Source organism: Chloracidobacterium sp. (assembly GCA_016715795.1).
Taxonomy (GTDB): domain Bacteria; phylum Acidobacteriota; class Blastocatellia; order Pyrinomonadales; family Pyrinomonadaceae; genus OLB17.
This window is the reverse complement of the sequence record JADJXP010000002.1, coordinates 451,920-464,518: the sequence shown is the minus strand read 5'-3', so window position 1 is coordinate 464,518 and position 12,599 is coordinate 451,920. Positions and strand designations below refer to the sequence as shown.

Genomic DNA, 12,599 nt, shown 5'->3' with positions numbered 1-12,599 from the left:
AGGTGTTAGGTGTTAGACCAAAAAGCTAACACCTAAAACCTAACACCTAACACCCAAAACCTATGTTAGAAAACAAGATCGGAATGATCCTCGGTGTCGCTAATAAGCGTTCGATAGCTTGGGCGTGTGCTGCGGCGTGTGCTGAGCACGGAGCTCGGATGGCTTTCACCTATCAGGGCGAGAGGCTCAAGGAGAATGTCGAGGAACTCGCCGGCACGCTCGACGATTCGCTCGTCGTGCCGTGCGATGTAAGTGACCAGGCGACCGTCGATGCTGCATTTGATGCCGTTAAGGCAAAATACGGTAGGCTCGACTTTGTCGTGCATTCAATAGCGTTTGCTCCCCGCGAGGCGCTCGAGGGCGAATTCATCGCCACAACGCGCGAGGCATTTACAACGGCACTCGAGATCAGTGCCTTTTCGCTCACGCAGGTCGCTCTCGCTGCTGCCCCGCTGATGGCAGACGGCGGATCGATTGTGACGATGACATACTACGGTGCGGAAAAGGTCGTGATGAATTACAACGTCATGGGCGTAGCAAAAGCCGCGCTTGAGGCGTCAACTCGCTACCTCGCCGCCGACCTCGGCAAGAACAATATCCGCGTAAACGCGATCAGCGCCGGCCCGATCAACACCTTGTCGGCTCGCGGCGTAAAGAACATGGGCTCGCTTCTGAGTTATGTCGGCGAAAAATCGCCATTGAAGCGAAACGTAACCGCCGGCGAGGTAGGCAACACAGCGTTGTTCCTGGTCAGCGACCTCGCAAGCGGCATTACGGGCGAGACGATCTATGTCGATTGCGGCTACAACATCATGGGAATCTGAACATGGCAGTAACCGAGGACAAGAAGACGAAGTCAAAAAACCGCAAGACCGGCGGCGAGCCGGAGACCGTTGCCGAGGCAAAGGAACTGGAGGTCGCTCAGGGCTATTGGAAACTCACTGACGACGAGGTCCTGCTGCGCTCGCCAAAGCCTGAGGACGATTACAGAACGTCGGATTCATGGCGGGTGTTTCGCATCATGGGCGAGGTGATCGGCGGATTTGATGATTTTGCCACGGTCACCCGCGGAGTCTCGATCTTCGGGTCTGCCCGCACGGGCGAGGGCGACAAGCATTATGAAGATGCACGCCAGACAGCATATCTGCTGGGCGCCGCCGGCTTTGAGATCATAACGGGCGGCGGCCCCGGCATCATGGAAGCCGCTAATCGCGGTGCGCACGAGGCCGGGGCCGTTTCGATAGGGTGCAATATCGAATTGCCGCTCGAACAGATGCCGAATCGCTACCAAAACCGCTCACACAGGTTCAAATATTTCTTCGTCCGCAAGACGATGTTCATTAAATACAGCAATGCGTACATTATCTTTCCGGGCGGCTTTGGGACGATGGACGAGCTTTTTGAGGCACTTACGCTGATCCAGACGCGCAAGATCCGTAATTTCCCCGTTGTGCTGTTCGGATCTCAATATTGGCGCGGCCTGCTGGCATGGCTTACGTCCACGATGCTCAATGAAAAGATGATAAATGCCGAGGACCTAAGCCTGATCCACCTGACCGATTCGCCACGGGACGCGGTGGATTTCATCATCAAGACCTGTTACGCGGGAATCGATAACGGCGATTCCTGAGCTTGAAATGGGATCGGGATTTGCGCGCTAGCGGCTTTGGGTTTAGGGACGAATCGGGTATGCTTGTTTCCAAATTTTTGTTTTGAGGAAGGATGTATGATTAAGACTTGCTTGCGCCTCCTGTCGGTGGCGATAGTTATAGGGCTGGCGATCTCGTTTGCCGTGGTATTCAACACTCACACAAGCGGAGCGGCCGTCGTCGGCAAAGGCCTCAGTGTCGCACAGGATGCCGAAATGTCGATTCTGTCCGCGGACGGTATCGGCGAAGTTTACAGGTCGTCGGCTCCCATCAGTGCGGCCCGAATGACCTCATACCCTGATTCGACTGCCCGCACCGTGATATGGACCGCAGGCGGCGAACATTTCTATGCGATCAGCCTTGATGGTAAATCGTTCGCGCGAATGACACCGGCAGACTACAAACTGATGCTTCGCTACGCGGAGTTTGATCCGCTTGAGAGGCTGCCAACGGTTGCGTCTGAGCTGAGTTCTCGGCGTGATGGCTCGACGAAGGAACGTGCGTTCATCGTTCAGTTTGCCGCGCAGCCGCTTGATGCAGATCTCAGCCAGATGGCCGCGGCCGGTGCAAAGGTCCATATTTACCTCCCGAACTACGCATATCTCGTTTCGATGGATGATATGGCGTTCGCGGCCGTGTCGAACCTTCCGTCGGTTCGCTGGGTGGGCAAGTACGAGCCCGCATACCGTCTCGAGGAGGTTCTCGTCAGCCAACTCACCTCTGACCCGTCACGGCTCGGCCCTGAGCGATACAACATCATGGCTGTCGAGCGTGGGGCCGATACACAGAATGATATTGGGTCTCTTGTCAGGCAAGTAGGCGGAACGGTTGATAACATTATCCCTGAAGGGCTCAGGATGGAGGCTACCCTCACCGGCGAGCAACTGCTTGAGATCGCACATCACGAAAAGGTGCTCTTCATCGACCGCTGGTCCGCTCCTGAGCATGATATGGACATCGTCAGGGCCGTCGGCGGTGCGAATATTGTGGACAGCGTTGCCGGCTATCGCGGCCAGGGCGTGCGAGCCGAGGTGATGGACGGAGGATTGCGCACGACCCATGCCGATTTTCAAGCCGGTGGGCCGCCGATCCTGCACGGAACCGTTGGTGTCGATAGCCACGGCACGGCAACCTATGGCATTAATTTTGGTCGCGGCACCGCCAACCCTCAAGGAAAGGGAATGCTGCCCGAGGCCCAAGGCATTATCGCAGCCTACTCACAGTTGACGAACCGCTATACGCATACTGCGGAACTCCTGCAAGATCCCTACAAGGCCGTCTATCAGTCGAATAGCTGGGGCAGTGCTCTGACGACCCAATACACGACAATCTCGGCCGAGATGGACGACATCCTCTTCCTTAATGATTTCACGCTGCTCAATTCGCAGAGCAACGCCGGCAGCCAGAACTCGAGACCGCAGGCGTGGGCGAAGAATGTCGTCTCGATCGGCGGTATCCGGCACTTCAATACCGCTTCGTTTACCGACGATAGATGGCAGAGCGGCGCGAGTGTGGGCCCCGCTGCCGACGGACGCCTTAAGCCGGAGCTGGCTTACTTTTACGATAGCGTCTTCACCACAACAAGCACGAATGATACGGCTTACACGTCGTCGTTTGGCGGCACAAGCGCCGCTACGCCGATCACGGCCGGACACTTCGGGCTCTTTTTTCAGATGTGGCACAATCGCATTTTTGGAAATTCAGCGGCCGGGCCGACGGTCTTCGATTCACGTCCGCATATGACGACGGCTAAAGCCGTGATGATCAATACTGCCGAACAGTGGGACATGACCATTCCGGGAACTGACGTTACACGTGTCAGACAGGGCTTTGGGCGTGCGAATGTGGCCAATCTGTATAAGCTGCGTGGCAGCATCTTTATCGTCAACGAGACGTTCCCGCTGACCAACCTTCAGACAAAGACGCACCAGGTCGTTGTCACTGCAGAATCGTTGCGTGCACCGCTCAAGTTCACGATGGTTTACGCCGATCCGATGGGTAGCCCCGGCGCTACTCGGGCCCGGATCAACGATCTCACAATGAAGGTCACGGCGCCGGACGGCACCATTTATTGGGGCAATAACGGCCTTGGTGTCGGTGGCGGCATGTATTCGACGCCGGGCGGAACTGGAAATATCGTTGACACGGTGGAGAATGTCTTTATCGAGAGGCCGATGGTCGGCACGTGGACGGTCGAGATCATCGCTTCTGAGATCGTTGCCGATGCTCGCCCCGAAACGCCGGAGATGGATGCCGACTACGCGCTGGTTGTGAGCGGGCCCCTTGCTCCGGGTGCACGCAGCCGCATGCGCTTCGAAAAGGGAGATTAATCCGGCCTTACCGCCGCCTCCAACCATTCCCTATATGGGCCCGAGACGTTAGCCGCATCTACGGCAACGATCTCGGGCACCGAATAGCTATGGTTATCGGTGATCAACCGGTGCAAGGCGTCCCACCTATCGGCCGTCGTCTTTATCAACAGCAAGTGTTCAGGCTCGCGTTGGACGGCACCATCCCAGATATAGAATGACGTCATCTGGGGCAGCACCTGCACACACGCCGCGAGCCGGGCCTCGACGATCGTTTCAGCCAGCATCTCGCCATCGGCGGAGGTGGCAACGGTCGTAATCACTACTATCATGCACGTAATTATAACCTACGCAGGTGTAAGGTTTATTTGCATCGTCAAATACGATAGACTTGCAAACGCTCCAGTAATAGTTTGCGGCTATGCTCTTCCTAACGCAGTCGGCGACCGTTTACGGCATCAATGCGCTGATCGTCGACATTGAGGTGAACCTCAGTTCTCGGTCGGACAATGATCAATCGCCGCAGATCACGATCGTCGGATTGCCTGACACCGCCGTTCGCGAATCGCGTGAGCGGATCCGCGCGGCGATCACGAACAGTAAGTACTTCTTCCCGCCCGAGAAGATCACCGTCAACCTTGCCCCTGCCGATCTTCGTAAGGAAGGCGCGAGTTTTGATCTGCCGATCGCCCTCGGTATTCTGGGCGCAAACGGCGATCTGACCGACGGCCGTGATATATCCAATACGCTCAGCGTCGGCGAACTCTCGCTCGATGGCCGCGTTCGCCCGGTCAGGGGCGCATTGTCGATCGCCCTGGCAGCGCGCGAGGCAAATATCGCCAACCTTATCGTCCCTGAAGAGAATGCTCGCGAAGCCGCTGTCGTCCGGGATGTCAATGTTTACGCAGTCAAAGACCTTCGCTCGGCCGCCGAGATCGCCCGCGACCTTGACGCCGGCCGCAATACGTCAGAGCCGCCGGTCAAGCTCGACATCTCAGATCTGCAGGCCGATACGAGCACGTACCGAGTCGATTTTAATGAGGTTCGTGGTCAGCAGACGGCCAAACGGGCTCTCGAGATAGCTTCGGCCGGCGGGCATAACATCCTCTTTATCGGGCCGCCCGGCTCAGGCAAGACGATGCTTGCCAAAAGGCTGCCGACGATCCTGCCGCCGCTTGAATTTGAAGAGGCGCTCGAGATTACCAAGATACATTCCGTCGCCGGCCTCACGGGCCGGGCCGGACTTGTTATCGAGCGGCCCTTCAAATCACCGCACCACACCGTAAGCCAGGCCGGTCTGATCGGCGGAGGATCGATTCCCAAGCCCGGTGAGGTCAGCCTCGCTCACCTCGGCGTTCTGTTTCTCGATGAGCTGCCCGAATTCGATCGCAGCGTTCTCGAGGTGCTTCGCCAGCCGATGGAGGATAAGACCGTGACGATCTCGCGGGCGGCAACGTCATTGACGTTTCCGGCAGACTTCACGCTTGTGGCGTCCATGAACCCATGCCCGTGCGGGTACTTCGGATCGAGCCGCGAGTGTAAATGCTCGCCGATGCAGATCCAACGATACGTCGGTAAGATCTCAGGCCCATTGATGGACCGCATCGATATCCATATTGACGTGCCCGCTGTAAAGTTCAATGAGCTCCGCGGTAAGGGGGCTCCTGAAGGTGACTCCAGTGAAGAGGTCCGCAGCCGCGTAATGCGTGCCCGCGAGGTGCAGCTTTCGCGATTCAGCGGCGAGGGCATATTCTCGAATTCTGCAATGTCGCCAAAGCAGATTCGCACATTCTGCGTACTCGACGACACCAGCGAGCAGCTTCTCGAAAACGCAATGCGCCGCCAAGGCCTCTCCGCCCGTGCCCACGACCGCATTCTCAAGGTCGCCCGCACGATCGCCGATCTGGCAGGATGCTCAAATGTCGAAGCAGAGCACCTGAGCGAGGCGATAAACTACCGTTCCCTTGACCGCAACTACTGGATGTAGAACAAGATGGACTTGAAACTAGGCGATACCTTTTCAACGACCCGCGAGATCACGGATGGGTTGATCCGTCAGTTTGCCGAGGTTTCCGGCGACTACAACCCGATACATCTCGATGACGAGTTTGCGGCCAAGACGCAATTCGGCCGTCGCATAGCGCACGGTGCGCTGAGCGGCGCCTTTATCTCGGCCGTTCTCGGACACGAGTTTGCCGAACGCAAGATCGTCTATCTGTCGCAAACTCTCAAATTCATCAAACCCACATTCCTCGGTGATACGATCACCGCGACCGCAACCGTATCTAAGATCCGTGAGGAACGCGGTATCGTCTTTCTCGACACCGTCTGCACCAACCAGCACGGCGAGACGACCGTCAAAGGCGAAGCCGCCGTGATGATCTTGCCCTAGGAAATGACGCACGAAATTCACGAAAAACACTAAAAGTGAGGCCGTCCTTTCGTGCCTTTCGTGTTTTTCGTGGGCACTCTTTGGTAGAATTGGCTATTCATGGTCGCCGAGAACCTAGCCGGTTTCGACCGGATCCCACAGACGATACCGCACTATTGTTTCGAGTCGTTCACTCGCCACAACAAGCGCGATGCGCTCGCGTTTAAGATCGACAACGTTTGGAATCACCTCAACGGCATCGATGTCGTCGAGCGTGTAAAACGCATCGCCATGGGTCTTGCGGCATTGGGCGTGAAGGCCGGCGACCGTATCGCGATCATCAGCGAGAACCGTCCCGAATGGTCGCTTGTGGACCTCGCGATACTGAGCCTCAGGGCTGTTAATGTCCCGATCTACACCACTCAGGCCGTCGAGCAGATACGCTTTATCCTCGAGAATTCCGGTGCCCGGATGCTCTTTATCTCCGGCAAAAAGCTCTGGAAACACGCCGAGCAGGCACTCGTGAGCGTCGAGAGCCTCGAAAGGCTCATCTTCTTTGACGCAGAGGAGAATGTCGCTGACAGCCGAGCCTTCAGCCTTGCTGATGTCGAGGCGGCGGCCGACCAGCGTTGCAAGATCGATGCCGACATCGTTGAGCGTTCACTGGCAGAAATTCAGACTGACGACCTCGCGACGATCATTTACACCTCGGGCACGACGGGAGAACCAAAGGGCGTTATGCTGACGCACGACAATTTCGTCTCAAACATCGTCGCGATCTCAAAGGGCCTGCCGATAAAGAGTTCAGATCGCAGCCTAGCCGTATTGCCACTGTCCCACATCTTTGAGCGCACCGTCTTTTACGTGCTCTGTGCAAACGGCGTCTCTATCCACTACTGTGCGGCGTTTGACCAGTTGGCATCGCATCTCGCTGAGGTCAAGCCGACGATCATGACGGCAGTCCCGCGCCTTTTTGAGCAGGTCTATCATAAGATCGTCAAAAAGGGTAAGGCTGCGGGCGGCTGGAAAACACGCCTCTTTGACTGGTCGCTCGACGTCGGCCAGAAGTATTGGGCTGCAAAGGACAACCGCGAGGGCATCTCGCCCGCACTCGCCGCAAAGCATGCCGTCGCTAACCGTCTCGTGTTCTCGAAATGGCGGGCAGGAGTTGGCGGAGCGTTGCGCTTCTTCGTTTCGGGCGGCGCTCCGCTCAGCAAAAAGCTCAGTTTCGCTTTCTGGGCCGCAGGCATCCCGATCCTGCAGGGCTACGGGATGACCGAGGCATGTATCGTCTGTGCGAATCGCCCCGACGACAACAAGGTCGGCTCGATCGGAACTCCCTTTGACGGCATCGAGATGAAGATCGGGGCGCAGGACGAGATACTTATCCGCGGCCGCAATGTGATGACCGGCTACTATCATAATGACGAAGCGACCGCGTCCGCTCTCGATTCTGACGGCTATTACCACACGGGCGACGTCGGCTACGTGGATACGGACGGGCATTTCTACATCACCGATAGGCTCAAAGACCTGTTCAAGCTCTCAAACGGCAAATACGTCGCCCCGCAGCAGGTCGAGAGTCTGCTCAAGCAAAGCCCACTCATCTCCCAAGCCGTCGTCGTCGGTTCGGGCCGCAAACAGGTCGGAGCCCTAATCGTTCCCGAATGGGACGCCCTCAAGGATGATCTGAAGGACAATACTGACACCTCTCGCCCACGCGAGGAACTTGCGTCGGACGCCGCCGTTATCAAACGCGTCCAGCAAGACGCCGTCGCCCTCACCCGCGAGCTTTCCGACTACGAACGCGTCAAGCGCGTATTTCTATTGTCCCGCGAATTCTCCATCGACAAAGGCGAAATGACGCCAACGCTCAAGATCAAACGCAGCGTCATCGACGAAAAATACTCCGACGAGATCGACGACATCTGCGGCAGTTGAATCTCGCGATTTGGAGATCGGCGTGCCTTGAGTCAGATCGCGATCGCCGGCAACACCGATCCGCCGTCTTTGCTAAAGTGCGCGTCGTAATGTAGATTTATCCTTTTGCCGCAAGGGCCCCTTCCGCTGTAAGAATGAGTGTAGTTCTCGGAGTCAATTCCTTCCACGCGGGTTCGTCGGCCGCAATATTGGTTGACGGAATGCCTGTTGCTGCTATCGCGGAGGAACGACTGAATCGCGTCAAGTACTTCGCGGGTTTTCCGCGTCTTTCGATCCTGAAATGCCTCGAAATGGCGGGCCTGACGCTGGCAGATGTCGATCACGTCGCGGTCGGGCGGGATTCGTCGGCGAATCTGCATAAGAAACTCGAATTTGCGATCAAGAATCCGTCACGGCTGCTGAATCTCGCCCGTATTCGCTCAAAGAGCAAGACATTTGACGATATGAAATCGCTCATCGCCGCCGAATGCGGCGTTGACGCGTGTAGTCTTAAATTCCAGACACACAACATTGAACATCATCTCGCCCACACGGCAAGTGCGTATTTTGCTTCGGAATGGGATCACGCGGCGGGCATTACTATCGACGGATCGGGCGATTTTGTGTCGTGTCTGGTGAGCGAATGCGTTGGCGACGAGATCCGGCCGCTAAAACGGGTGTTCGTGCCGCACTCGCTGGGGACACTTTACACCGCCGTTTGCCAGTTCATCGGCTATCCGAAATACGGCGACGAAGGCAAGGTCATGGGACTCGCACCACTGGGCGAGGACACTTATGCCGACTTTTTCGAGGGCATCCTGAGCACCGGCAAGAACAGCTTTGAATTGAATCCCGAATACTTCCTGCCCTTCGGAGCAAATCAAGGAATGGAGATCACCGACGATGGTGAGATGATCGTCCACCGACTCTATTCGGACAAGTTCATCAATGAGCTCGGACCACCGCGCGAGGCATATGCCGAGATAACGCAGCGGGACATGGACGTAGCGTTCGGGCTACAGCGGATATTTGAAAAATACTATATGCATGTGCTCCGCGACCTGCATTCGCTCGTTCAGAGCAGCCGCATGGCCATGGCCGGCGGCTGTGCGCTAAACAGCGTCGCGAATGGAAAGGCGCTTCTTGAAACGCCTTTCACCGAGCACTGTATTCAGCCCGCCGCAGGCGACGACGGCCTAGCTCTTGGTGCCGCACTTTACGCGTCAAATGTCACCCTAAAAGAAGGCAAACGCTGGGTGATGCGCGACGCGTATCTCGGCGACGAGTATTCTGACGAACAGGTTAAACCCGAACTCGACCGTTATGGCGTTACCTATCGCGAACTAAACCGCGAGGAATTGATCGACGCCACCACCGACGAGGTCAAGAACGGCAACGTCATCGGCTGGTTCCAGGGCCGGATGGAATGGGGCCCGCGTGCGTTGGGTAACCGATCGATCCTCGCGCATCCGGGCTTTCCTAACATGAAAGACATCCTTAACGCCCGCATCAAGCACCGCGAGGCGTTCCGTCCGTTCGCACCGTCAGTGCTGGTCGAGCGACAGGCCGAGATCTTCGAGCAGGACTATCCCTCGCCGTTCATGCTGCATGTGTATAAAATAAGGCCCGAATGGCGCGAGCGGCTCTCGGCCGTAAATCACGTCGATGACACAGGCCGCCTTCAGACGGTCGCCCGCGACGAGAATCAGATCTATTACGACCTGATCTCGGCGTTCGAAAAGAAGACAGGTATTCCGGTGATCCTTAACACAAGCTTTAACGAGAATGAGCCCATCGTCTGTAAACCATCAGAGGCGATCGAGTGCTTTCAGCGGACAAAGATGGACGTGCTCGTGATCGGCTCGTTTTTTTGTAAGAAGGATGGTTGACCCTTCCTGCGGCTTGCCGCTCTATTTGCGGCAAGGCGGTGCTTTGCCGTGAGCGTGACTCATGCTTTGCGGCTACGCCGCCGGACGGAATTTGGGCAACCCAGTTATTGTGAAACGCAGAGTAGAAATCCTTTCTGAACTCTTCGGCTACCAGATCGAGTGGGCCGAGCCCGGCAACTATTACCTCTCGCAGCGAAACGTCCTATATCACTCGTTCGACCTGAAACAACCCTTTACCGAGATCGGCCGCGTCACCGTGCCGTCGTGGCGGGCCGCCGCGGCAAACATTCGCCTCGCCCAGCGGCTGTTTCGCTTCTTTTTCTACAACGTGATTCCGCTGGCTAACGGTGAGATATTTGTGACCTTCGATAAGACCGTTGGTGTATTTCGCGACGGCGAATATGTATCGCTCGGCGGCCTCGCTCGCCCGTGCCGCGTGCTGCGTTCAGGCTGTGCGGTCGATAATAATGGCGATGTCTATTTCGGCGAATATCTTGGGAACGACGAACGCGGCGCGATGCGAGTATATCGCTACAAGCCGGGCAGCGAGTCGGTCGAGGTCGCTCACACGTTTCCCGCCGGATCGATCAAACACGTTCACGGCTTGTATTTCGACAAGTTCACCGACGCCGTCTGGTGTCTGACGGGCGACAAGCCTCACGAGTGCCAAATGCTGCGCACGACAGATGGCTTTGCGACGGTCGAGACAGTCGGTGCAGGTGATGAGACGTGGCGAGCCGTGAGCGTTCTCTTTTCGGAGGATCATTTCTATTACGGCACCGACGCCGAATATCGGGACAATGAGATATTCAAGGTCGATCGCAGGACGTTGGACAGAACGAGTCTGGGCGAGGTGAGCGGGACGGTGTTTTATTCAAAACAGATTGGTGAAGACCTGTTCTTTGGCACAACCGCCGAGAACGCTCCGAGCCAGAAAGAGAATGTCGCTGCCGTCTGGCACGTCGATGCGGATGGCAAGATCGAGAAGATCGCTGAATATGCCAAGGACTTCTGGCATCCGGGTCTATTCCTGTTCGGGACGATCCATTTCCCGGCATCGAATGACCGCGAGGACAGGTTATTTTTCAACACGGTCGCGGTGAAAGGCGACAATTTGACGCAAGTTATTTCTTGACAATGGGTTGTGGCAGTGTTAAAACTATACGCAATTAGGACGACCAGAAGGAACGCTCGAAGGTTTTCAGGACAGGAACCCTTGGGGGTTTTTCTGTATTTACTTAAGAACAAATAGGAGAAAGACTATGAGAAAGACCGGAACACTCTTGCTGGCGGCTGCATGTGCCGTCGTGTTGGGTGCCTGTGGAGGCACAGTCGAGAACAAACCCGCTAACGCAGCGAATACAGCCAAACCGGCCCCGGCCGCACCGACTGCCGACATGCTCCTCGAGATGGAAAAGAAGGCAAATGAGGCCTATACCAAGGCTGACGTAGCATATTTTCAAACGCTCCTTTCCGACAAGGCCGTAATGTCGATGGGCAAAGATCGAATGGACAAGGCCGCGATCATCAAGATGATCGGCTCGGCAAAATGCGAGAGCGTCGAGGTCAAGCTCAGCGACCCGCAAATGTCAAAGATCGATAATGACACCTACGCGTTTAGCTATAAGAACGAGAGCACCGGCAAATGCAACGAGAGCCCCAACGGAGCAATGGTCGAGGTGAAGCCAATGCGCGAAGCAACCATTTGGGTTCGTAACGGCGACAAGTGGCAGGCAGTTTGGCACGCTTCGACACTGATCGTCGATCCCAAGGGAGCTGCGCCGACCGCCGACAACAAGGACGACAAGTCCGCCGACGCTAAAAAGGAAGTGCCGAAGAAGCTGGAGGGGCCTGCGGAAGCCAAGAAGGAAGAACCCAAGAAGGAAGACAGCGCCGTTGATCTGAAGAAGGAGGAAGCCAAGAAGGATGACAAGGCGGCTCCGGCCGATGCCAAGTCTGCTGCTCCGCAGGCTTCGGCCAATACCGACGCCCTCGCAAAAGCACATGCTGCCGGCTGGGAAGCATTTCGGACAAAGGACGCAAAGTTCTTTGAAACGACAATGGCACCGACGTTTGCCTTTGTCGATCCGGTCGGTGGATGGCACAGTGGTAAAGCCGAGGCAATCAAGATATGGACCGAGACGATGAAGTGTGAGGGCGTGACCAAGACGAGCTTTACGGACACTTTTGCGTCGGCAATCTCGCCTACGGTAGAGATCCTATTTGGTAAGGGCACTGCCGACGGGTCATGCGACGGCCAGAAGAACGGCGACCTGTGGCAAACCGCGGCTTATGTCAAGGAAGGCGACGCATGGAAACTCGCCTTTATGTTTGAAACGCCAGGGAAACCGGCTGGGAAATAACCGACCGTTGATAGTTATCAGCAAGGGGCCGCCCATCGGGCGGCCCTTTTCCTTGACAGCAGCTCGTAGCGGTGATAAAACCTTACGCGTTACGATCG

The 12,599-nt window shown here is 56.4% G+C and carries 10 protein-coding genes; 9 read left to right on the top strand and 1 reads right to left on the bottom strand.

From position 1 onward, the window contains the following. Nucleotides 1–62 precede the first annotated feature (62 nt). The 3 genes from IPM59_07145 to IPM59_07135 all read left to right on the top strand — a co-directional run bounded on the left by IPM59_07145 (nucleotide 63) and on the right by IPM59_07135 (nucleotide 3,979). Nucleotides 63–824, top strand: a complete 762-nt coding sequence (locus IPM59_07145; protein MBK9215364.1) for an enoyl-ACP reductase — start codon at nucleotides 63–65, stop codon at nucleotides 822–824. Nucleotides 825–826: 2 nt separating this feature from the next. Next, nucleotides 827–1,630, top strand: coding sequence for a TIGR00730 family Rossman fold protein (locus IPM59_07140; protein ID MBK9215363.1), 804 nt, complete (start codon nucleotides 827–829; stop codon nucleotides 1,628–1,630). A 96-nt stretch (nucleotides 1,631–1,726) separates the two neighbouring features. After that, nucleotides 1,727–3,979, top strand: a complete 2,253-nt coding sequence (locus tag IPM59_07135; protein ID MBK9215362.1) for a S8 family serine peptidase — start codon at nucleotides 1,727–1,729, stop codon at nucleotides 3,977–3,979. Here the strand turns inward: IPM59_07135 and IPM59_07130 are convergent. Beyond that, nucleotides 3,976–4,290 carry a divalent-cation tolerance protein CutA gene (locus IPM59_07130; protein ID MBK9215361.1) on the bottom strand — a complete coding sequence of 105 codons (315 nt, stop codon included), beginning with the start codon at nucleotides 4,288–4,290 and terminating at the stop codon, nucleotides 3,976–3,978. The genes IPM59_07135 and IPM59_07130 overlap by 4 nt on opposite strands. Before the next feature lie 89 nt (nucleotides 4,291–4,379). On the opposite strand from IPM59_07130, the gene IPM59_07125 reads away from it, so the two are divergent. From IPM59_07125 to IPM59_07100, 6 genes are all read left to right on the top strand, one after another. Continuing rightward, nucleotides 4,380–5,945 (top strand): YifB family Mg chelatase-like AAA ATPase, encoded by a 1,566-nt coding sequence (locus tag IPM59_07125; GenBank protein MBK9215360.1) that lies wholly within the window; start codon nucleotides 4,380–4,382, stop codon nucleotides 5,943–5,945. A 6-nt stretch (nucleotides 5,946–5,951) separates the two neighbouring features. Next, nucleotides 5,952–6,350: a MaoC family dehydratase gene (locus IPM59_07120; protein ID MBK9215359.1), complete on the top strand. Its 399-nt coding sequence runs from the start codon at nucleotides 5,952–5,954 to the stop codon at nucleotides 6,348–6,350. A gap of 99 nt (nucleotides 6,351–6,449) precedes the next feature. Beyond that, nucleotides 6,450–8,270: a long-chain fatty acid--CoA ligase gene (locus IPM59_07115; protein ID MBK9215358.1), complete on the top strand. Its 1,821-nt coding sequence runs from the start codon at nucleotides 6,450–6,452 to the stop codon at nucleotides 8,268–8,270. A 134-nt stretch (nucleotides 8,271–8,404) separates the two neighbouring features. After that, nucleotides 8,405–10,138, top strand: coding sequence for a carbamoyltransferase (locus tag IPM59_07110; GenBank protein ID MBK9215357.1), 1,734 nt, complete (start codon nucleotides 8,405–8,407; stop codon nucleotides 10,136–10,138). A 109-nt stretch (nucleotides 10,139–10,247) separates the two neighbouring features. Next, a complete protein-coding gene (locus IPM59_07105) occupies nucleotides 10,248–11,273 on the top strand; it encodes a hypothetical protein (GenBank protein MBK9215356.1) in 1,026 nt (341 codons plus the stop codon). A 127-nt stretch (nucleotides 11,274–11,400) separates the two neighbouring features. After that, the gene (locus IPM59_07100) at nucleotides 11,401–12,501 is read left to right on the top strand and encodes a nuclear transport factor 2 family protein (protein MBK9215355.1); all 1,101 of its coding nucleotides are present in this window, start codon (nucleotides 11,401–11,403) and stop codon (nucleotides 12,499–12,501) included. Nucleotides 12,502–12,599 lie beyond the last annotated feature (98 nt).

Coding starts and splice junctions, on each gene's coding strand:
- IPM59_07140 (MBK9215363.1), top strand. CDS start 827: ATGGCAGTAACCGAGGACAAGAAGACGAAGTCAAAAAACCGCAAGACC.
- IPM59_07115 (MBK9215358.1), top strand. CDS start 6,450: ATGGTCGCCGAGAACCTAGCCGGTTTCGACCGGATCCCACAGACGATA.
- IPM59_07135 (MBK9215362.1), top strand. CDS start 1,727: ATGATTAAGACTTGCTTGCGCCTCCTGTCGGTGGCGATAGTTATAGGG.
- IPM59_07120 (MBK9215359.1), top strand. CDS start 5,952: ATGGACTTGAAACTAGGCGATACCTTTTCAACGACCCGCGAGATCACG.
- IPM59_07100 (MBK9215355.1), top strand. CDS start 11,401: ATGAGAAAGACCGGAACACTCTTGCTGGCGGCTGCATGTGCCGTCGTG.
- IPM59_07110 (MBK9215357.1), top strand. CDS start 8,405: ATGAGTGTAGTTCTCGGAGTCAATTCCTTCCACGCGGGTTCGTCGGCC.
- IPM59_07125 (MBK9215360.1), top strand. CDS start 4,380: ATGCTCTTCCTAACGCAGTCGGCGACCGTTTACGGCATCAATGCGCTG.
- IPM59_07130 (MBK9215361.1), bottom strand. CDS start 4,290: ATGATAGTAGTGATTACGACCGTTGCCACCTCCGCCGATGGCGAGATG.
- IPM59_07145 (MBK9215364.1), top strand. CDS start 63: ATGTTAGAAAACAAGATCGGAATGATCCTCGGTGTCGCTAATAAGCGT.